Annotated in this window: 17 protein-coding genes; 5 read left to right on the top strand and 12 right to left on the bottom strand. The window is 62.7% G+C overall.

Features of this window, described 5'->3' with window-relative positions; translation table 11 throughout:
- Positions 1–100: 100 nt before the first annotated feature.
- Together glyA and ABM562_RS15540 are read left to right on the top strand one after the other, a co-directional pair.
- Positions 101–1,354, top strand: a complete 1,254-nt coding sequence (gene glyA, locus ABM562_RS15545; protein WP_038997233.1) for a serine hydroxymethyltransferase — start codon at positions 101–103, stop codon at positions 1,352–1,354.
- A gap of 162 nt (positions 1,355–1,516) precedes the next feature.
- Positions 1,517–2,086 carry a hypothetical protein gene (locus ABM562_RS15540; protein ID WP_115088786.1) on the top strand — a complete coding sequence of 190 codons (570 nt, stop codon included), beginning with the start codon at positions 1,517–1,519 and terminating at the stop codon, positions 2,084–2,086.
- A gap of 37 nt (positions 2,087–2,123) precedes the next feature.
- Here the strand turns inward: ABM562_RS15540 and yjiA are convergent, their stop codons facing one another.
- The 3 genes from yjiA to ABM562_RS15525 form a co-directional block, all read right to left on the bottom strand.
- Positions 2,124–3,089, bottom strand: coding sequence for a GTPase (gene yjiA, locus ABM562_RS15535; RefSeq protein WP_460422538.1), 966 nt, complete (start codon positions 3,087–3,089; stop codon positions 2,124–2,126).
- Between the two features lie 90 nt (positions 3,090–3,179).
- Entirely contained in the window at positions 3,180–3,377 is a 198-nt protein-coding gene (locus tag ABM562_RS15530; RefSeq protein ID WP_010226397.1) for a YbdD/YjiX family protein, read from the bottom strand.
- Positions 3,378–3,395: 18 nt separating this feature from the next.
- The gene (locus tag ABM562_RS15525) at positions 3,396–5,462 is read right to left on the bottom strand and encodes a carbon starvation CstA family protein (RefSeq protein ID WP_115088788.1); all 2,067 of its coding nucleotides are present in this window, start codon (positions 5,460–5,462) and stop codon (positions 3,396–3,398) included.
- 183 nt (positions 5,463–5,645) lie between these two features.
- Here ABM562_RS15525 and ABM562_RS15520 point away from each other — a divergent pair, with 183 nt between their 5' ends.
- On the top strand, positions 5,646–6,011 hold the full coding sequence (locus tag ABM562_RS15520) for a PilZ domain-containing protein (protein WP_115088789.1): 366 nt from the start codon (positions 5,646–5,648) through the stop codon (positions 6,009–6,011).
- 263 nt (positions 6,012–6,274) lie between these two features.
- On the top strand, positions 6,275–7,795 hold the full coding sequence (locus tag ABM562_RS15515; RefSeq protein ID WP_115088790.1) for a nucleobase:cation symporter-2 family protein: 1,521 nt from the start codon (positions 6,275–6,277) through the stop codon (positions 7,793–7,795).
- 54 nt (positions 7,796–7,849) lie between these two features.
- On the opposite strand, the gene ABM562_RS15510 is transcribed toward ABM562_RS15515, so the two are convergent.
- The 9 genes from ABM562_RS15510 to radA all read right to left on the bottom strand — a co-directional run bounded on the left by ABM562_RS15510 (position 7,850) and on the right by radA (position 19,600).
- Complete coding sequence (locus tag ABM562_RS15510) at positions 7,850–9,175, bottom strand: TolC family outer membrane protein (RefSeq protein ID WP_460422536.1); 1,326 nt, start codon at positions 9,173–9,175, stop codon at positions 7,850–7,852.
- Positions 9,176–9,180: 5 nt separating this feature from the next.
- Complete coding sequence (locus ABM562_RS15505) at positions 9,181–10,515, bottom strand: HlyD family type I secretion periplasmic adaptor subunit (protein WP_115088791.1); 1,335 nt, start codon at positions 10,513–10,515, stop codon at positions 9,181–9,183.
- A gap of 2 nt (positions 10,516–10,517) precedes the next feature.
- The gene (locus tag ABM562_RS15500; protein ID WP_460422534.1) at positions 10,518–12,293 is read right to left on the bottom strand and encodes a type I secretion system permease/ATPase; all 1,776 of its coding nucleotides are present in this window, start codon (positions 12,291–12,293) and stop codon (positions 10,518–10,520) included.
- Positions 12,294–12,453: 160 nt separating this feature from the next.
- Entirely contained in the window at positions 12,454–13,071 is a 618-nt protein-coding gene (locus ABM562_RS15495) for a heme acquisition protein HasA (RefSeq protein ID WP_258578754.1), read from the bottom strand.
- A gap of 82 nt (positions 13,072–13,153) precedes the next feature.
- Positions 13,154–15,844, bottom strand: coding sequence for a TonB-dependent receptor (locus tag ABM562_RS15490; protein ID WP_115088794.1), 2,691 nt, complete (start codon positions 15,842–15,844; stop codon positions 13,154–13,156).
- A 178-nt stretch (positions 15,845–16,022) separates the two neighbouring features.
- Positions 16,023–16,481, bottom strand: coding sequence for a hypothetical protein (locus tag ABM562_RS15485; RefSeq protein WP_115088795.1), 459 nt, complete (start codon positions 16,479–16,481; stop codon positions 16,023–16,025).
- A 75-nt stretch (positions 16,482–16,556) separates the two neighbouring features.
- Entirely contained in the window at positions 16,557–17,555 is a 999-nt protein-coding gene (locus ABM562_RS15480; RefSeq protein WP_233674524.1) for a FecR family protein, read from the bottom strand.
- 68 nt (positions 17,556–17,623) lie between these two features.
- A complete protein-coding gene (locus ABM562_RS15475; protein ID WP_038997249.1) occupies positions 17,624–18,127 on the bottom strand; it encodes an RNA polymerase sigma factor in 504 nt (167 codons plus the stop codon).
- A 105-nt stretch (positions 18,128–18,232) separates the two neighbouring features.
- Positions 18,233–19,600 (bottom strand): DNA repair protein RadA, encoded by a 1,368-nt coding sequence (radA, locus tag ABM562_RS15470; RefSeq protein WP_134064364.1) that lies wholly within the window; start codon positions 19,598–19,600, stop codon positions 18,233–18,235.
- 174 nt (positions 19,601–19,774) lie between these two features.
- On the opposite strand from radA, the gene mscL reads away from it, so the two are divergent.
- Positions 19,775–20,200: a large-conductance mechanosensitive channel protein MscL gene (gene mscL / locus ABM562_RS15465; protein WP_115088798.1), complete on the top strand. Its 426-nt coding sequence runs from the start codon at positions 19,775–19,777 to the stop codon at positions 20,198–20,200.
- Positions 20,201–20,233 lie beyond the last annotated feature (33 nt).

The following is a 20,233-nucleotide window of genomic DNA, read 5'->3' as shown; positions in this document are numbered from 1 at the left end:
TGAAGCCCACTTGTCTGCGACATGATGCCCTTTCATATGCCAGACAAAAGCTGATGAGGTAGAATGCCCGCCTATTTCAGCACGATCCTTGAGGACCGCCATGTTCAGCCGTGATTTGACCATTGCCAAGTACGACGCCGATCTCTTTGCCGCCATGGAGCAAGAAGCTCAGCGCCAGGAAGAACATATCGAGCTGATCGCCTCGGAAAACTACACTAGCCCCGCTGTCATGGAAGCCCAGGGCTCGGTGCTGACCAACAAGTACGCCGAAGGCTACCCGGGCAAGCGCTACTACGGCGGTTGCGAGTACGTCGACGTGGTCGAGCAACTGGCCATCGACCGTGCCAAGGAACTGTTCGGCGCCGATTACGCCAACGTCCAGCCGCACGCCGGCTCCCAAGCCAACAGCGCCGTCTACCTGGCCCTGCTGTCGGCCGGTGACACCATCCTGGGCATGAGCCTGGCCCACGGCGGTCACCTGACCCACGGCGCCAACGTCAGCTCCTCGGGCAAACTGTACAACGCCATCCAGTACGGCATCGACGCCAACGGCCTGATCGACTACGACGAAGTCGAGCGCCTGGCGGTCGAGCACAAGCCGAAGATGATCGTTGCCGGTTTCTCGGCCTACTCGCAGATCCTCGACTTCCCGCGTTTCCGCGAAATCGCCGACAAGGTCGGTGCCTACCTGTTCGTCGACATGGCTCACGTAGCCGGTCTGGTCGCTGCAGGCGTGTACCCGAACCCGGTGCCGTTCGCCGACGTGGTCACCACCACTACCCACAAGACCCTGCGCGGTCCACGTGGCGGCCTGATCCTCGCTCGCGCCAACGCCGAGATCGAGAAGAAGCTGAACTCCGCAGTATTCCCGGGCGCCCAGGGCGGCCCGCTGGAGCACGTGATCGCCGCCAAGGCCATCTGCTTCAAGGAAGCGCTGCAGCCTGAGTTCAAGGCCTACCAGCAGCAAGTGGTGAAAAACGCCCAGGCCATGGCCGGCGTGTTCATCGAGCGCGGTTTCGACGTGGTTTCCGGCGGTACCGAGAACCACCTGTTCCTGCTGTCGCTGATCAAGCAGGAAATCTCCGGTAAAGATGCCGACGCCGCCCTGGGTCGCGCCTTCATCACCGTCAACAAGAACTCGGTACCGAACGACCCACGTTCGCCGTTCGTCACCTCCGGCCTGCGCTTCGGCACCCCGGCTGTGACCACTCGCGGCTTCAAAGAAGCCGAGTGTAAAGAACTGGCTGGCTGGATCTGCGACATCCTCGCCGACCTGAACAACGAAGCGGTGATCGACGCCGTTCGCGAGAAGGTCAAGGCCATCTGCGCCAAGCTGCCGGTGTACGGCAAGTAAGCACAGCGGCATGATGTGAAAAAGCCCGGCTCTTGAGCCGGGCTTTTTTGTATCTGCCCCTGTGCTGCCCTAATTATCTAACACTTGAGGACTCACCTTCGCCCTTACCGTGAAGAGGTGCAGCGCCGCTGTGCTTCTGACACTCACAACTCAGGTGAATCCATGCCAACCCATCGTCAACAATCCTTCATTGCCCAACTGGAAACCGCCAGCCACCCAATCAACTTTCTCGGTGAGCTGGTGGGCTCGCCAGTGAAAGTAGCGCTGGTCCGCTCAGGCGGCGGCGCCTTCAGCGGTGCAATCCAGTACCGCGATGACTCGCATTTTCTTGGCCATCAGGCGCCTGCCAACCAGGCCATGGTGCCGCTGACCCTGTACTTTCGCCACACGCCGGAAGGCTACAAGCTGTATGTCCGGTCCCCCGGTCCCCAGCATGGCAAACGCCTTGGTGCGAATGAAACGGGTCTGCTCGGTGCCTTTCCGGTAGAGAGCTGTCCACCCAGCACTTTCAGCCTGCTCAACCCGAATGGCCGGCCAATCAGCCACGAGCACCTGAACAACCTGCGCCTTCCCATTCACTTGAAGTTGAACAATGGCAGCTTGACGCACCGCCGCACCATTCACGACTCCAAACAGATCTATCTGGGTACCAAAGGGGGAGCACCACTGGAAATCACCCTCAATATCCTTGAGTTGAATGCGCCTTACCTTAGCGAGCCGAACGAGATCTGAGACATTCCCCCTATCGCCGAAACGCGGTAGGGGGAGCTCAAGTCAGCGCAGCGAATCCGGCGCGAATCTTCGCCTCCGGCAAATCATCCGCAATAAACACCATCACACTCTCGCGCGCCTCCCCCTCTGCCCACTCGCTGTCCCAATCAAAGCCATAGAGCTTGAGCACCCCCTGGAACACCAGGCGCCGATCCTCCCCGGCAATGTTCAGCACGCCCTTGTAGCGCAACAGCTGCTTGCCATGCTCTTCCAGCAACTGGTTCATGAAGTCGCTGAGGCGATCAATATCCAGCGGCGAATCAGTGCGCAACACCAGGCTGGAGATTCGATCCGGCGTCGCCGTCTGCCCGGCCGGGCGCAGACGCAAACCGCCGCCCAGGTCGGCATTGAGGTTGAAACCGCGGACATCGAGCAGCTCGGCCAGATCGATCTTGCCGTTGTCCACTACCCGAATCGGTGCGCGGCGGTTGATCCGCCCCAGACGCTCGCTCAGTGCCTGGAAGCGGGCGGCGTCGACCAGGTCGGTCTTGCTCACCAGCAGGCGGTCGGCAAAACCGACCTGTGCCTGGGCAATGGTCTGGGTCAGGTGCAGATCGGCGTGCGCGGCATCGACCAGGGTGATGATGCCGTCGAGGATATAGCGCTCGCGCAGCTCTTCATCGATGAAGAAGGTTTGCGCCACCGGCGCCGGGTCGGCGAGGCCCGTGCACTCGATCACCAGGCGGTCGAAGGCGATCTCGCCGCTGTCCAGGCGCTCAAGCAGCAGGAACAGCGCCTTGGTCAGGTCGGTGTGGATGCTGCAGCACACGCAGCCGTTGGCCAGGGTCATGACCTGCACCGGTTCATCACCGAGCAGTTGGGTATCGATACCGGCATCGCTGAATTCGTTTTCGATAACGGCGATCTTCAGGCCGTGCTCGGCCTTGAGCAGGTGGCGCAACAAGGTGGTCTTGCCGGCGCCGAGAAAGCCGCTGAGCACGGTAACGGGAATTGGAGGTAACAAACCGAATACTCCTGAACGCTGAAAATGACTGTGGGAGCCCGGTGCAAACCGGGCTCCCACAGCTTTGTCACTTGCCTTGCATGCCGCTTTTCAACAGCACTTGGGCCCACCCTTGCCGCCGTAACGAGCCTCCTGGCGTTCGCGGAAGAACTCCTCGTAGGTCATTACCGGTTTGTCCGGGTGCTTGGTCTGCATATGCTCGACGTAGTTGTCGTAGTCGGGCATGCCGACCATCAGGCGGGCTGCCTGCCCCAGGTACTTACCCAGTCGACCGAGATCGTTGAACATCACTGCATTCCTCTTGGGTTACGCATCCGGCAGGGCCTGGAACGGGGACTCTTTGTCAGTCCGCTCTTTTTTGCCCAGGGCAGCGATGCCGACCTTGAGGGCGAAGAACAGAATGCTGAAGACCACGAACAGGAACAGGCCGGTCAGGGCCGCGTTGGTGTAGGCGTTGAAGATCACGTGCTGCATCTGGCCGATGTCCTTGGCCGGGGCCAGCACCTGCCCTGCGTCGAGCGCCACGCTGTACTTGTTGGCCAGGGCCAGGAAGCCGACCGCCGGGTTCGGGTCGAACAGCTTGATGAAGCCGGCGGTGGTGGTGCAGATCAGCAGCCAGACCGCAGGCACCAGGGTGACCCACATGTAGCGCTGGCGCTTCATCTTGATCAGTACCACGGTGCCGAGCATCAGGGCGATACCGGCGAGCATCTGGTTGGAGATGCCGAACAGCGGCCACAAGGTGTTGATGCCGCCCAGTGGATCGATCACGCCCTGGTACAGCAGGTAACCCCAGAGCGCCACGCAACCGGCGGTGGCGAGCAGGTTGGCGCCCCACGATTCGGTGCGTTTGAGCGCAGGCACAAAGCTGCCCAGCAGGTCCTGGAGCATGAAGCGCCCGGCACGGGTACCGGCGTCCACTGCGGTGAGGATGAACAGCGCCTCGAACAGGATCGCGAAGTGATACCAGAAGGCCATGGTGTTCTCACCCGGCAGCACCTGGTGGAGGATCTGCGCGATACCCACCGCCAGGGTCGGCGCACCACCGGCACGGGCCAGGATGGTGTGCTCGCCGATGTCCTTGGCTACCGCCTCAAGGGCATCCGGGGTAATGGCAAAGCCCCAGCTACTGACGGTTTGCGCAACCGAGACAACATCAGAACCGACCACTGCGGCCGGGCTGTTCATGGCGAAGTACACGCCTGGTTCGATCACCGAGGCGGCAACCATGGCCATGATCGCCACGAACGACTCCATGAGCATGCCGCCGTAACCGATGTAACGGGCGTTGACTTCGTTATCCAGCAGTTTGGGCGTGGTCCCCGAGGAGATCAGCGCATGGAAACCCGACACCGCGCCACAGGCGATGGTGATGAACAGGAACGGGAACAGGGTGCCCTTCCACACCGGGCCGGTACCGTCGGTGAACTGGGTCAGCGCCGGCATTTTCAGCTCGGGAGCGATGATCAGGATACCGATGGCCAGGCCGACGATGGTGCCGATCTTGAGAAAGGTCGACAGGTAGTCACGCGGTGCCAGCACCAGCCACACCGGCAGTACCGCGGCAACGAAACCGTAGCCCACCAGCATCCAGGTGATCTGCACGCCAGTGAAGGTGAACGCCGGGCCCCAGACCGGATCGGCGGCAACCTGGCCCCCCAGCCAGATCGACAGCAACAGCAGCACCACGCCGATCAGCGAGATCTCGCCGATATGGCCCGGGCGGATGTAGCGCATGTAGATGCCCATGAACATCGCGATCGGGATGGTCGCCATCACCGTGAACATGCCCCATGGGCTCTCGGCCAGGGCCTTGACCACGATCAGCGCCAGCACCGCGAGGATGATGATCATGATCAGGAAGCAGCCGAACAGGGCAATGGTACCGGGGATCCGGCCCATCTCTTCGCGGACCATGTCGCCCAGCGAGCGGCCGTTGCGGCGGGTGGAGAGGAACAGGATCATGAAGTCCTGCACCGCACCGGCCAGCACCACCCCGGCAATCAGCCAGAGCGTGCCCGGCAGGTAGCCCATCTGCGCCGCCAGCACAGGACCGACCAGCGGGCCGGCACCGGCAATCGCGGCGAAGTGGTGACCGAAAAGAATATGTTTGTTGGTCGGCACGTAGTCCAGACCATCGTTGTTAACCACCGCCGGGGTGGCCCGACGCGGGTCCAGCTGCATCACCTTGGTGGCGATGAACAGGCTGTAGTAGCGGTAGGCGACCAGGTAGATGGCCACCGAAGCGACGACGATCCACAAGGCGTTGATGGCCTCACCACGACGCAGGGCGACCACACCCAGCGCACAGGCTCCTATGACTGCCAGCGCCAGCCACGGAATGTGGCGTAGCAGGCTATTATTGTTGTTCATGGTTTGCTTCCAGCTAGTGGATAAAAGACAGCCTTTCGAGTCTAGCGATACTGGCAGGAAAGGCCAGCCCCCACGTTGGTCTAGAGCCCTCCAGCGCGGGCTGAGCAAATCTGGTTATGCGCCCTTGCGCAGACCTTGGCAAGTGCTGAGCTATAGTCAGGAAGAACCCTGGAGTGTCTGAACATGAGCGACCACCAAGAACGTCGACGTTTCAAACGCATTGCCTTCGACGCGCCCACCGAACTGGTACAGGGCGAACACCGCTGGCAGGTCAGCCTGCTGGACATCTCCCTCAAGGGCATATTGATCGAATCCCCCGAACCCTGGGATGCCGATCTCGAAGAACTGTTCGATGCAGTGATTCACCTGGGTGAAAACGCGCAGGTAGAGATGCAGGTGCAACTGCGCCACATCGACGACCGCCAGCTCGGCTTTATCTGCCTGCACATCGACCTGCATTCGCTGGAGCATCTGTGCCGCCTGATCGAGCTTAATCTGGCCGATCGCACCGAACTGGAGCGCGAGTTCCACGAACTGATCGAAGTTTAGAAACTCTTAGCTTCCTACCTACCATCACCCAAACACCTTTCTTGTCCACTTAGACAGCTTTCCAGCCAGTTCCACGGTGCCCTCACGAGGCCCTGTGGCGCTGGCCTGTGGCTGTTGGAACAGAATCTGCATCCAGCCCTGAAGCCAAACCATCAGTAGGACTGTTCCTACGCCAATCTAAAAATTGTATACAATTGTTCTGGCATTCGCGTGTAGGACTTGTCTACAGTAGCGCCACAACAATAAAACTGAGAACTTGCCCCATGAATACGTCCTCCCCTAGCACGTCTTCAGCCCAGCGTCCCGAAGACGAGAACCTGGGCCTTGGCGCCAACCTGGCTTATGGCCTGCAGCATGTTCTGACCATGTACGGCGGTATCGTCGCCGTGCCGCTGATCCTCGGCCAGGCGGCCGGCCTGGGCCCTGCCGACATCGGCCTGCTGATCGCCGCATCGCTGTTTGCCGGCGGCCTCGCCACCCTGCTGCAAACCCTCGGACTGCCGTGGTTCGGTTGCCAGTTGCCGCTGGTGCAGGGCGTGTCGTTCGCCGGTGTGGCGACCATGGGGGCGATCCTCAGCAGTGAAGGCGGTGGAGGCTTGCCCGGGGTACTGGGCGCAGTCATGGCGGCCTCTCTGATCGGTTTTCTGATTACCCCGGTGTTCTCGCGGATCACCAAGTTCTTCCCGCCGCTGGTGACCGGTATCGTCATCACCACCATCGGCCTGACCCTGATGCCAGTGGCCGCACGCTGGGTCATGGGTGGCAACAGCAAGGCCCCGGATTTCGGCAGCATGGCCAACATCGGCCTGGCCGGGCTGACCTTCGTCATCGTCCTGGTGCTGAGCAAGCTGGGCAGCGCGACCATCTCGCGGCTGTCGATCCTGCTGGCCATGGTCATCGGCACCCTGATTGCCTGGTCGCTGGGCATGGCTGACTTCAGCAAGGTCCTCGACGGCCCGCTGGTGGCGATGCCGACGCCGTTCCACTTCGGCATGCCGACCTTCCACATCGCCGCCATCCTGTCGATGTGCATCGTGATCATGGTGACCCTGGTGGAAACTTCGGCGGACATCCTCGCCGTCGGCGAGATCATCGACACCAAGGTCGATTCCAAACGCCTGGGCAATGGCCTGCGTGCCGACATGGCGTCGAGCATCCTGGCCCCCATCTTCGGCTCCTTCACCCAGAGCGCCTTCGCCCAGAACGTCGGCCTGGTAGCCGTGACCGGGGTCAAGAGCCGCTATGTGGTCGCCACCGGCGGGGTGATCCTGGTGGTGCTCGGCCTGCTGCCGATCATGGGCCGGGTCATTGCCGCGGTGCCGACTTCGGTACTCGGTGGCGCCGGCATCGTGCTGTTCGGCACCGTTGCCGCCAGCGGTATCCGCACCCTGTCCAAAGTCAGCTACAAGAACAACGTCAACCTGATCATCGTCGCCGCTTCCCTGGGCTTCGGCATGATCCCGATCGCTGCGCCAAACTTCTACGCGCAGTTCCCCAACTGGTTCGAGACCATCTTCCACTCCGGCATCAGCTCGGCGGCGATCATGGCGATCGTGCTCAACCTGGTGTTCAACCACTTCACCACCGGCAACTCCGACCAGCAGTCGGTATTCGCTGCCGCCTACGAACGCACCATCCACTACTCGGACATTTCCGCGCTGCGTGATGGCGACTACTTCGAAGACGGCAAGCTGTTCAACGCCGAGGGCATAGAAGTGCCGGTGATGAGCGAGGGCGAGCATGGAGAGCCGCCGGCGCGACGAGAGGCGGTTTCGGAACACTGAATGAGTTAGCGGTTGAATCTTCGGGGCCGGTGCACATGCACCGGCCTTTTTGTTTCAGCGCGAAGCAAAGTAGCCATTGAGCTGCTGCAAATCCTGCGGTTCCAGCACCCCGGCCAGATAACGCAACTGCAACCAGGCGCGCAGGTAGTCGTAGCGCGCCTGGGCCAGGTCGCGGCGGGCACTGTAGAGCTGCTGTTCGGCATCGAGCACGTCGAGGTTGACCCGTTCGCCACCGGCAACGCTTTTGCGCGTGGCCGTGATCAAGCCACGGGCTGACTCCACTGCCAGTTCATAGGCACGGATCTTCGCCGTACTGCTGGCGCACAAGTTGAACTGCTTGCGCAATTGATTGACGGTATCGGCAATCTGCCCATCCAGGCTGAAGCGCGCACTGTCACGCTCGGCAGCCGCCTGGCGGGTGGACGCCGACACCCCGCCGCCGGCGAACAGCGGCAGGCTGATCTGGATGCCGATGCTGTCGGTGTCATAGCGCTGGTCGTAGCTGCTTTCGGAACTGGAGCTGGATTTGCCGGTGCTGGCATAGGCACTCAGGGTCGGCAGGTGGCCGGCGCGCTGACGCTCGACGGCATAGTCGGCGGCTACCAGGGCGTGACGCTGGGATGCCAGCTCGGCGTTGTGGCTCACTGCCAGGTCGCGCCAGCTCTCGAAACGTAGCGGTTGCAAGGGTTGCACGCGAAAGTGGCCGCTCAGCGGTGCCAGGTCCTCGACCTCCAGCGGCTCGCCAATAATTGCCTGCAAGGCGCGCAGGGCCGCATCGAGGTTGTCGCTGGCCTCGATTTCCTGGGCCTGGGCCAGCTCATAGCGCGCCTGGGTTTCCAGCAGGTCGGTACGGGTACCCTCGCCGCCCTTGAGCAAGCGCCGGTTCAATTGCAGTTGCTCGGCATAGGCACGGCGCTGGGCCTGGGCCAGGGCGATCTGCTCGTTGGCGAACAGCGCTTCGCTGTAGGCGCCGAACACCCGCACCGCCAGCTCCTGGCTGCGGCTACGAAAGCGCTCGTCCGCCAGCAACGCCTTGGCCACACCCTGGCGGTACTCGGCCCAGGCGCCGTAGTCGAACAGCGGCTGTTGCAAGGTCAGTGTCGAGGAGTAGCTGCGATAGTCACGCTGGCTGGTGACGTTGCCGCGGGCGTTGGTCTGGGTCACTTCGGAATCGTTGCGGGCATTGTTGTAGCGGTAGGACAGGTTCGGCAGCAACGCTGCCCGGCCGATGGCGCGGCTCTCAAGGCCGGCATCGCGCTCGGCGATGGCGGCATGGAAGGTCGGGTCGTTGCGCAGGGCCAGGGCATAGGCATCACCAAGGTCCACCGCAGCGGCCGACAGGCTGGTGCCCAGCAACAGCAGGCAGGACAACACACGCATCGACATCATTCCTCCGCCAGGGCGACATGCACCCGGTCGGTCAACGGCTTGAACAGGTAGTTGAGCATCGAGCGCTCGCCAGTACGCACGAAGGCTTCCACCGGCATGCCCGGGCGGATGTCCTGGCCGGCCAGTTGCTGCAAGCCGGCGTCACTGACCTTGGCGCGTACCTGGTAGTAGGGCTGCTGGGTTTTCTCATCGACCAGACGGTCGGCCGAGACCAGGGTCAGCTCGCCTTCGACCCGTGGGGTTTTGCTTTGGTTGAAGGCGACAAACATGATTTCTACCGGCAGGCCCGGGTGCAGGCGGTCGACAAGCTCCACCGGAGCACGCGCATCGATCAGCAAGGACGCATCGCTGGGGACGATCTCCATCAGTTGCTGACCGCGGGCGATCACTCCGCCATTGGTGAACACGCTCAGGCCCACCACGGTGCCGCTGGCCGGTGCGCGCAGTTGGGCGTTGGCCAGTTCGAAGGCGGCGCTGCGCAGGCGATTGCCGAGGTCTTCGGCGCTGGATTGCATGTCGCTCAACTGCTGGCCGACTTCACGTTGGTACTCTTGCTGACGCTGGGCCATGCGCAGTTTCAGCTCCAGAACCTGACGGCGGGTGCGGCCGATATTGCCCAGGTCTTCCGAGATCGCCCCGTTGATCTGCGCGTACAGGCGTTCGCTGTCGAGCAAGCGGTTGCGCGGGATGTAACCGTCGCGGGCCAGTTCACGCAGGCCCTGCAGTTGCTCATCGAGCGCGGCGCGTTGCTCCTGCTTGTGGCTCATCGAGCCCTGCACGCCGGCCAGCATGGCCTCGGCACCCGCGATGTTTTCGCGCAGGCCGGCCAGTTCCATGTCCAGTGACTGACGCCGGCTGCTACGCAACTGACGCTGCAGTTCCAGGGCGGTGGTTACCCAGGGCTCGCTGGCCAGTGCCTGCAACTCGGCCGGGAAAGTGATGCTTGCCAAGCCGTCACGCTCAGCTTGCAGGCGCGCCTCGCTGGCCCGGGCGTTGACGTATTGCACCCGCAACGAATCATGCTGGGCCTGGGCCTGGGTGGCGTCCATCTGCACCAGCACCTGCCCGGCACTGACGCTGTCGCCGTCGCGTACCAGCAGGCGCTCGATGGTGCCGCCGGTGGGATGCTGCACGGCCTGGCGACTGCCGGCGACTACCACGTTGCCCGACACCGGCACGCCCTTGTCCAGCGGTGCCAAGGCGGCCCAGAGGATGAAACCGCCAAAGCCGCCGATCACCAGCCAGCGGCCCAAACGGCTGTGGCGGCGGGCATCGAGGGTCAGCAGGTTGTCGGGAATGGCGTGAGCGTGAAGCGACTGGGGGGCGGTCATGATCAGGATCTCGGGGTGCCGTAGCTCATGCTGACGCTGGCCGCGCTGCGCAGCGCCGAAGTAGGAGTAGGAGTGGGGATGCCGGCCGGCTTGTGGCTGCGCTGCAGGTCCTGCAACACCCGCGCGGTCGGGCCAAAGGCCTGCATTTGACCGTTCTGCAGCACCAGCAACTTGTCTACCGCCGCCAGCAGGCTGGATTTGTGGGTGATCAGGATCAGCGTGCGCTGCTGCGCCTTGACCTGTTTGATCGCCTCCAGCAAGGCGCGCTCGCCGAAGTCATCGAGGTTGGAGTTGGGTTCATCGAGCACGATCAGCGCCGGCAGGCCGTACAAGGCCCGGGCCAGGCCGATGCGCTGGCGTTGGCCACCGGAGAGCCCCGCCCCGCCTTCGCCGAGCTGGGTGTCATAGCCGTTGGGCAGTTTCAGGATCAGCTCGTGCACACCGGCTAACCGCGCGGCGGCCACTACCAGCGACGAATTGACCTCACCCAGCCGGGCGATGTTCTCGGCAATGCTGCCAGCGAACAGTTGTACGTCCTGGGGCAGGTAACCGATGTGAGCGCCGAGCAGGCCCTTGTCCCATTGCTGCAACTCGGCGCCATCCAGGCGCACCTTGCCGGCTGCAGGTGTGGCGACGCCGACCAGCAAGCGTGCCAGGGTCGACTTGCCGGAGCCGGACGCACCAATGATGCCAAGGCTGTCGCCGGCCGCCAGTTCGAAGCCAAGGTTGACCAGGCACGGCTTGCGCGTACCCGGTTGTACCGCACTCAACTGCTCCACCAGCAAGTGCCCGAGCGGCGTCGGCAGTGGCATGCCGGCCGCGCGCGGCGGCTGCTCGCTGAGCAGGGTGTGCAACCGCTCATAGGCCTGGCGTGCCGAACCCCATTGACGCCACACGGCGATCAGCTGGTCGATCGGCGCCAGTACCCGGGCCATGAGAATGGAACCGGCGATCATCATCCCCGGGGTGATCAGTTGCTCGATCGCCAGCCACGCGCCCAGGCCCAGCACCAAAGATTGCAAAGCCAGGCGCAGGCTCTTGGACACCGCCGTCACCGCCGCCGTGCGCTCGCTACCGAGGTTCTGGCGCAGGAGAAAGCCGTGGTGCAATTTGGCCCAACGCTGACGCACCGCCGCCAGCATGCCCATCGCCTCCATCACTTCGGCATTGCGCAGATTGGCGCCGGCCTGCTGCCCGGCCTGCTGCGACAACTGCCCGGCTTCGGCGAACGGCGCCTGGGTCAGGCGCTCGTTGATCCAGGCGAGGATCGTCAACAGCACGGCGCCCACCAACGCCATCAGTCCCAGCCATGGGCTGAACAGGAACATCACCAGCAGGTACACCGGGAACCACGGCGCATCGAAAAAGGCAAACAACGCCTGGCCAGTAGCGAATTGGCGCAAGCTGGTCAGGTCGCTCAGTACCTGGTTCGCCGCGCCCTTGTGGCCGGCCAGGCTGGCTTGGTAAGCGGCCTCGAACACCCTTGGGTTGAGGCGCATGTCCATCTGCGTGCCGAGGCGGATCACCACCAGGCTGCGCACCCATTCCAGCAGGCCCATGAAGGCGAACAGGCCGAGGACCATCAGGCTGAGCATCAGCAGGGTCATCTCGTTGCCCGAAGACAGCACCCGGTCATAGACCTGCAGCATGTACAGCGCCGGCGCCAGCATCAGCAGGTTGATCACCGCAGTGAACAAGCCAATGTTGGCAAAGCCGGCGCGGCAGGCCTTGAGCGCCTGCAACACCTCGTTCGCAGGGCGGGAGCGGGTTGCTTTCATGAAGGACCTCAACAGGGCAAGCCCACGGGCGATTGACCTCGCCGGCGCAGGCTCGCAGAATTCGCACCACCGCCGCCTGGGCCCGGCAAAGACGCAGACGGCGGGGTAAGCAAGCAGCGAATGGAGGAGTGATCTTCCATTCGCTTTTTTTTGCCTGGGGTCAGGCGGCCAGGGCGAAGTCCTCGGCCAGGGCCTGGACACCCACCACATCGGCCGAAGCCACGCTCAGCGGACCGGCAGCCAGCGCGGCGCTGACCACATCGAAGCTGTCGTCGGTGGACACGCCGTAACCGGCCAGCAGGTTGTCCAGCACGCCTTCCAGGGCCGAGGTGTTGCCCTGCATCAGGCCGTAGATCACGCTCTGTACTTCGTTGCCGACGCGACCGGCACCCAGCGCCGCATCCAGATCCAGGCCATTGAAGCTGACCACGTAGTTGCTCAGGGTGAAGTCGCTACCGCTACCACCGCCCAGCACCTGCCCCAGGGAAACATTGTCCAGCTCGCCCCACAGGTAGTGGTTGAGGTTGTCACCGGCTGGCAGGCCGCGGTCGAACACATAGTGCAGACCATTGGCAGTGTTGCTGTCGGCGATGAATGCGTAGTCGGAGCCCTGGCTACCGTGGGTAGCGTACTGGTCGCCGCTCAGGCTGCCGTTGCTGAAGCCGCCGGTATTGCTTTCGCCATGACCTGCGGTGGCGAAACCCGCGGTCCAGAACGCCAGGTAGTCATCGATCGACGAGCTGGAGAAGGCGGCATCGTAAGTAACGGAAAGAGTCATAACGGTTCCTCGTTGCATTGCATGATTGCGAAGGCGTGTTCCCTGCCTTCGTGTCGCCCGACATGGGCAAACCCGGTGTGGATCAGAATTTGTATTCGAGCATTCCGCTCAAGGTCCGGCCGCGGGCCAGCGACAGGTTGTCGGTGTCGCCCATGGCCACGAAGTAGGCTTCGTCGGTGGCGTTCTCCAGCGACAGCGCCAGGTTCAGGCTCGGCGTCATCCAGTAGCTGGCGTACAGGTCGTAGACCTTGTATTTGGGCCATTGCGCCTGGTCGATCAGGCGGTAGCCGTGGTCGTTGAGGTTCTCACCGTTGCCCTTGCTGTAACGCAGGCGGGCGCCGACATCGAGGGTGCGGTCAAGAAAGCGCATGCCGACCGTCAGCGAGCCACGGTCAGCCGGCATGTAGCTGGCGTTGCCCATGATGTGGCCGCAGCTGACGGCCTGGTCGAGGTCGGCGGCGTCCTCGGCACGCGAGACGCGTACCGGCAACATGATGACGCGGCTGCCGACCCGTACCGGGCGCATCACCGTTCCGGCGTTGGCCAGGCGCTGTCCGCCACCCATGTACAACTGCTTCGAGCAGAAATCATTGCTGCCGATCATGTGGGTGTAACTGAGTTGGCTGTAGTAGCGCCCTGCGTCGTAATCGAGGCTGTACTCAACCCCGCGAAAACGCGTCTGCTCAAGATTGTTCTGGTAGGCCGAGCGCCCGAGCGAAGTACCCAGCGCAGTTGCCCCGGGGAGATCGGCGTTGACATCCATGAACGAGAAATTGTCGATGCGGGTATCGAAATAGGCGACCTTGGCGCCAAAACGATCTCCTTCCTGCAACAGCGACTCCTTGAACAGGTTCACCCCCAGTTCCCAGTTGTGCGACTCCTCGGCCTTGAGGAACGGATTGGGATAGAGCATCTCGCTGCCACCGCCATGGGGGCGGCCGCTCATGAACACTTCGGTCACCGACGGCGGACGCCAGCCACGTCCCCAGCGGGTATAGACCTGCATCCAGTCGACACCGGGTCTCACCGCGATGCCGAAGGTGGGCGAGAAGCGGCCCTGCTCCTGTTCTTCGTCAAAGATCAGGTGGGTCTGGACACGTTGAAGGTTCTCACCAGTGACACCCCTTGGGTACATCCAGGTGGTGATACCGGTTTCGCCCGTCAGGCGATAACGGTCATAGCGTAATCCGGCATCGACCGTCAGCCAGTCGCCATGCTCGTACTGCACATCGCCGAACAGGCTGGCCATGATGCGCTTGCCTTCAGGCGTGGTGCCCTGAACGTAAGGCAAGGCCTGTTCATTAGGGGCCGGGACCCGGTCGGTGTTCGGCTTGAAGCTATCCTGGAACAGCTCGGTACCGTAGTTGAAGGTGATCTTGTCGGCATCGCCCAGGTAGAAGCGCGAAGTGTTTTGCAGCTGCAGGCCCCAAGTATCGGTCTGAAAACGATCGCCGTACGCCTCGACGCGGTTGTTGCTGCTGGCGGAGGCATCGTTACCGGCATTCCAGCGATCCTGCCGGGTCGAGACGAAATACAGCTTGGCCTTCAGATCGACCAGGTCGTTGTCTGGGCTGTAGCTGTAATCGAGCGAGGCATTCCTGGCGTTGAAATCACTGCTGCCGGTACGCTTGTAATAGAACTGCCGGGTTTGGTTGTCGTAGTAGGTCCAGGCGTCCTTGCTGTCGGTGTCGGTTTCCATGTAGTTGAGCTGCAGGCGCTGGTCGTTGGGCAGGTTCAGGCCCAGCTTGAGCAGTTGCGAACGGGTGACGCTGCCGGTCTCGCCGACCTCGGAGTGCAGCCAGTCCTTCCAGGCTTCGGGGTAGCTGGTCTTGCCGCGGATCTGGGTGCCGAGGTTATCGGCGTTGTTGGTGCCGGCGCGGTAATCACCGAAGTGCCGCTCACTGACGCCCAGCAGTACATCGCCTAGCTCATTGCCGAAGGCAAACAATGCGCTGCCATTGAAGTTTGTGCCATTGCCCAGCTCGCCGATGCCATTACCCGCGCGCAGGCGACCACCGTATTCCTTGTCGGGCCCGAGAAAATCACTGGCCTGCACTGTATTGAAGCTGGCGATACCGCCAATAACGCCGGCACCACCCATGCCCGCCTGGGTGCCTTTTTCGATCTCGATGGAGCTGATGAATTCCGGGTCGACGAACATCACCCCGTTGCGCTGCTGGTGACCGTTGACGTTGAAGTTCTGGCGCATGCCGTCGATGTTCATGTTGACCCGGCCGTAGTCCTGCACGCCGCGAATATTCACCGACAGGCCCGGGTCACGCTGGTTGACGGCGGTGTAGACGCCGGCGGTTTCTTCGAGCATGTCGGCGGCATGGCGTGGCGGGCGCTTGTCGATCTGCTCGCGGGTGATGACGCTGACCGAACGGGGAGTCTGATAAACCCAATCGGCATCGCTGTTCGAGTCGACATGCGTGGCGCCCAGCTCCAGCGCCTGGCCGTCGTCGCTCACCCGCTCCAGGCCGACCCGGTCGGAGCCGCTGAAGCGATAGCGCACGGGCGAGCCGCGCAACAACAGGCCAAGCCCTTCCTGTGCCGAATGCTCGCCACGCAAGCCTTCACTGCGCAGGCCTGCCAGCTTGCGGCTGTCGAAGAACACCTGCACCCCGGCCTGTTCGGCGAAGGCCAGCACAGCACTGTCCAGGGCCTGGGCGGGAATGTCGAAGTGGATCAGTGCGGTGCGCTGGCTGGGTGTCGCGGGCTCGGCCGCCTGGACGCTGCCAATCCCCATCGGCAAGGTCCAGGCGCCCAGCATCAGGCTGCTGGCAAGGGCTACCCGACCGAGCGGCCGGGTGCGTCGTTGGTGTGGATTGCTCACGTCTGTTGCTCGCTGTGTTGGCGTTTTCTAGTAATGAAAATCAATCTCAACAAACAGACGTGCAACGTGGGGAAAGTCAGTAAAGAAATTTCAAAAGAATTTTAACCCGTGAACATCAGACGCCGCAGGTGAGCGCCGATTGCCCTTGTTTACGGTCCTTGCCGCTGTTTTCGATGATCGACGCCGTCACCGCAACCTCATCGCCGCTGGCCGACATGTCACCGTCTTCGGCCACCCGGTAGCCCAGCTTGCGAAACAGCGAACGCACCTGATCCGGCGGTGCATCAAAATAGATCCCGTGCCATTCATAGCCGATGAATACACCAGTGACCTTGATGCCATGGAAGGGCTGATTGACCGGAGAGCTCACCTCCTCTTCCTGCGCTTCTACAGGCAGCGCCTGACGTTTGGCGATAGCCTGATCGAAGTACGGCTCAAGCTTTGCGCCGAACTCGCATGTGGCGGGGTTGAACTGCACCAGGTCGTCGGCCGCCAGCACTTGGGTGCTGGACAGTCCGAGCAGCAAGGCGCCGGAGATGGATGAAGCAATACACGCGAAAAAACCACTGGCCATATCCCTGCCTTCAGATCGTCGTCAAAACGCCAGTTTCGTGGAAAACAGTGCTACCGACAATCGGCCATGCGGCACTCAATAGATCAGGGTCAGCCCAGGCAGGTCGAGGCGGCTGGCCTTGAGCTCGTCGGTCAGCATGCCCAGCGCGGCATCAAGGTTGTCCAGGCGAAACATGCCGCTGACTTCACGCCGGGCCAGGGCCTGGTCGGTGATCAGCACGTGCCCGCCACGATAGCGATTGAGTTGCGCGGCAACCTCGCCCAGCGGCTCGCGCTCGAACACCAGCACACCACGCTGCCAGGCGGTAGCGCGACGTACATCGTGCTCGGGCCATGGACGAATACCGTGGGTCGTGTCGTAGCGCAGGCTCTGACCTTCCTTGAGCACCTGCTCGGCGCTGCCCGCTTGCGGGGTGGCCTGCAAGGTGACTGCAACACTGTGTTCGAGCATGCCGACCCAAGTGCCGCCATCAGGCTCGGGGCCCACCACGAAACGCGTGCCCAGGGCACGGCTGCTGCCCCCTGCCCGCTCGACCACGAACGGCCGTTGCTCATTGCCGGAGACCGGCGCAACGGTAAACACCGCCTCACCGGCCAACAGGCGTACACGACGTTCGCTGTCGCTATAGACCAGTTCGATGCCACTGTGACTGTCGAGGTCGACTTTACTGCCATCGGGCAAGGACACCTGGCGAACCTCACCTTTGGCCGTGGCGTAGTCAGCGCGCAATGCCAGTGAAAGGCTGGGCGCCTGCTCCACCCCCACCACCGCCAGCACCAGCAGCGCCGCCGTACTCAACGCCCAGCGCAGGCGTGAACGGCGTCGGCGCCCGGCCAGTGGACGAGCCACCGCAGGGAGCGCGATTGATACAGGCTGGTCCATACGCCCAAGACGGCCGAGGTCGGCCCAAGTCGCCTGGGCAAAATCCAGCGCCTGCGCATGGCGCGGATCACTGGCCAACCACCGCGCCAGCGCCTGCTCCTGCTCGGGGTTCAACGGGCCGGCGCTGCGCAGCACCGCCCACTCGGCGGCCTGCTCGCGAATGGCTTGCTCTGGCGAGTTCTGGCTGGTCACACGGTTCTCTCGAATTCTGGTTATGTGAGTGCTGACGTCTGAAGGCGCATTTCCCAGTAAACCGTTCGTCATCCTGGTTCCTGCAGACACTGCATCACATAGGCCAGGGCCTTGGCCAGATGCTTCTGTACCGAGCTGTCGGAAATATCCAGCGCCCGCGCCACCTCGGCGTGGGTCATGCCCTCAAGCCGATTGAGACGGAACACTTCCTGGGTACGTGGCGGCAAGTCGGCCAGTGCCCTGCGCAAGCGGCGCATGTGCTGTTCGGTGGCGGCGTTTTCGTCCAGGCCGGGGCTGTCTTCGACGATGGACTCCAGTGCTTCATGGGGCACCGAATCGGTCTTGCGCCGTTGCTGCTGGCGCACGTGATCGATCATCAGGTTGTGCGCAGTGCGATAGAGGTAGGCCGGGGTGTTGTCGATCCGTTCACGGCCCTGTTGCTCGGCCAGGCGCAGGAAGCTTTCCTGTACCAGGTCGGCGGCCAGTTGCGGGTCGCGCACCTTGCGCGTCAGCAACCCCTGCAAGGTTTTCGCGTGCTTGAGGAACAGCCGCTTCAAGTCGGACTCCGCCACGCGAACTCCCTGTGGATGGCCGGAAAGAAGACGGCATGCTACTCGTTAGTGAGAATCAGTTGCAACTTCAACCCGGCAAGCCTTGCACTTGCCGGGGCTTTCAGGTCACTCGAACAACGCATCCAGCGCCTGCTCAAGACGGGTCACGGCAATCACCTGCAACCCGGGTGGCGCCTCTTTCGGCGCATTGCCCTTGGGCACGATGGCACGCTTGAAGCCATGCTTGGCCGCTTCCTTCAAGCGCTCCTGGCCGCTGGGCACAGGCCGCACCTCACCGGACAGACCGACCTCGCCGAACACCAGCAGGCCGTTGTCCAGCGGGCGGTTGCGCAGGCTGGACATGATCGCTGCCATCAACGCCAGGTCGGAGGCCGTCTCCAGCACCTTGACCCCGCCGACCACGTTGAGGAACACATCCTGGTCATGGGTAGGGATGCCGCCGTGGCGATGCAGCACCGCCAGCAGCATCGCCAGGCGGTTCTGGTCCAGGCCCAGGGTGACGCGCCGCGGGTTGGACAGGTGGCTGTCGTCGACCAGCGCCTGGACTTCGACCAGCATGGGCCGGGTACCTTCCCAGGTGGCCATGACCACACTGCCCGACACTTCTTCCTGGGCACGCGTGAGAAAGATTGCAGAAGGATTGGAAACTTCCTTCAGCCCGCGGTCGGTCATGCCGAACACACCCAGTTCGTTGACCGCGCCAAAACGGTTTTTCACTGCGCGCAGCAGGCGCAGGCGGCCGTCGGATTCACCTTCGAAATACAGCACGGTATCGACCATGTGCTCGAGCACCCGCGGGCCGGCCAGCGCGCCTTCCTTGGTCACGTGACCAACCAGGAAAATCGCTGTGCCGCTCTGCTTGGCATAACGCACCAGCAAGGCTGCACTTTCACGCACCTGGGAAACACCGCCGGGGGCCGACTGCAACTGCTCGGTGAAGATGGTCTGGATCGAGTCGATGACCATCACCTTGGGCTTCTCGACCCGTGCCGTGGCGATGATGGTCTCGATGCAGGTTTCGGTCATCACCCGCAACTTGTCCTGGGGCAGGCCCAGGCGCCGGGCGCGCATGGCCACCTGTTGCTGGGATTCTTCGCCAGTGACGTACAGCGCCGGCATGCGCGTGGCGATGTTGCACAAGGTCTGCAGGAGAATGGTCGACTTGCCGATACCCGGGTCGCCGCCGATCAGCACTACCGAGCCGTCGACCAGGCCGCCGCCGAGCACCCGGTCCAGCTCGGTGCTGGCGGTGGTGAAGCGCGGGATCTCCTCGACGCTGACTTCAGCCAGGGTCTTGATCTGTGCCTGCTGCCCGGCCCAGCCGGTGCGCCCGCTGGGGGCCGCAGCGGCACCGCTTTCCAGTACGGTCTCGACCAGGGTGTTCCAGGCCCCGCATTCACCGCATTGCCCGGCCCACTTCGGGAAGGTCGCGCCGCACTCGGTGCAGCCGTACATGCGCTTGGCCTTGGCCATGGGACGGTCCTCTGGAAAAAGGGACCATGATAGCCGACCTCGACCGCATGGGCGGCCACAGAAATCGACAAAACTATTCGGTATAACCGCAGTCTGTTGCAGCAGCGCGGAGCATGAAGCGCATAGCTGAATTACACTGCGTTTACCAAACTCATCTGTTACAAGGAATAAACCATGGGCGTGCTCAGTGAATTCAAGGCCTTCGCGGTCAAAGGGAATGTCGTCGATATGGCCGTCGGTATCATTATCGGCGCCGCCTTTGGCAAAATCGTTTCATCTTTTGTAGGTGATGTGATCATGCCGCCAATCGGCTTGCTGATCGGCGGTGTCGACTTCAGTGACCTGGCGGTAACCCTCAAGGCTGCCGAAGGCGACATACCGGCCGTGGTCCTGGCCTACGGCAAATTCATTCAGACCATTCTCGACTTCATCATCGTTGCCTTCGCGATCTTCATGGGCATCAAGGTCATCAACCGCCTGAAACGCGAAGAAGCTGCGGCGCCAACCCTGCCGCCGGTACCGACCAAGGAAGAAGAGCTGCTCACCGAGATCCGCGACCTGCTCAAGTCGCAAAACCAGCAACCCAGAGATCCGGTATAAAAAAACGGCGCCTGCGGGCGCCGTTTTTCTTGC

This window comes from Pseudomonas sp. ZL2 (assembly GCF_054788455.1).
Note: the sequence above shows the minus strand (reverse complement) of the source record. Positions and strands in the feature narration are given on the sequence as shown.

Bases quoted from the DNA above. Each gene is read 5' to 3' on its own strand.
- ABM562_RS15485 (WP_115088795.1), bottom strand. From the start codon at position 16,481: ATGGCCAGTGGTTTTTTCGCGTGTATTGCTTCATCCATCTCCGGCGCC.
- glyA (WP_038997233.1), top strand. From the start codon at position 101: ATGTTCAGCCGTGATTTGACCATTGCCAAGTACGACGCCGATCTCTTT.
- ABM562_RS15500 (WP_460422534.1), bottom strand. From the start codon at position 12,293: ATGAAAGCAACCCGCTCCCGCCCTGCGAACGAGGTGTTGCAGGCGCTC.
- ABM562_RS15525 (WP_115088788.1), bottom strand. From the start codon at position 5,462: ATGAACAACAATAATAGCCTGCTACGCCACATTCCGTGGCTGGCGCTG.
- ABM562_RS15490 (WP_115088794.1), bottom strand. From the start codon at position 15,844: ATGCTGGGCGCCTGGACCTTGCCGATGGGGATTGGCAGCGTCCAGGCG.
- ABM562_RS15495 (WP_258578754.1), bottom strand. From the start codon at position 13,071: ATGACTCTTTCCGTTACTTACGATGCCGCCTTCTCCAGCTCGTCGATC.
- ABM562_RS15515 (WP_115088790.1), top strand. From the start codon at position 6,275: ATGAATACGTCCTCCCCTAGCACGTCTTCAGCCCAGCGTCCCGAAGAC.
- ABM562_RS15520 (WP_115088789.1), top strand. From the start codon at position 5,646: ATGAGCGACCACCAAGAACGTCGACGTTTCAAACGCATTGCCTTCGAC.
- ABM562_RS15540 (WP_115088786.1), top strand. From the start codon at position 1,517: ATGCCAACCCATCGTCAACAATCCTTCATTGCCCAACTGGAAACCGCC.
- ABM562_RS15505 (WP_115088791.1), bottom strand. From the start codon at position 10,515: ATGACCGCCCCCCAGTCGCTTCACGCTCACGCCATTCCCGACAACCTG.
- radA (WP_134064364.1), bottom strand. From the start codon at position 19,600: ATGGCCAAGGCCAAGCGCATGTACGGCTGCACCGAGTGCGGCGCGACC.
- mscL (WP_115088798.1), top strand. From the start codon at position 19,775: ATGGGCGTGCTCAGTGAATTCAAGGCCTTCGCGGTCAAAGGGAATGTC.
- ABM562_RS15510 (WP_460422536.1), bottom strand. From the start codon at position 9,175: ATGCGTGTGTTGTCCTGCCTGCTGTTGCTGGGCACCAGCCTGTCGGCC.
- ABM562_RS15530 (WP_010226397.1), bottom strand. From the start codon at position 3,377: ATGTTCAACGATCTCGGTCGACTGGGTAAGTACCTGGGGCAGGCAGCC.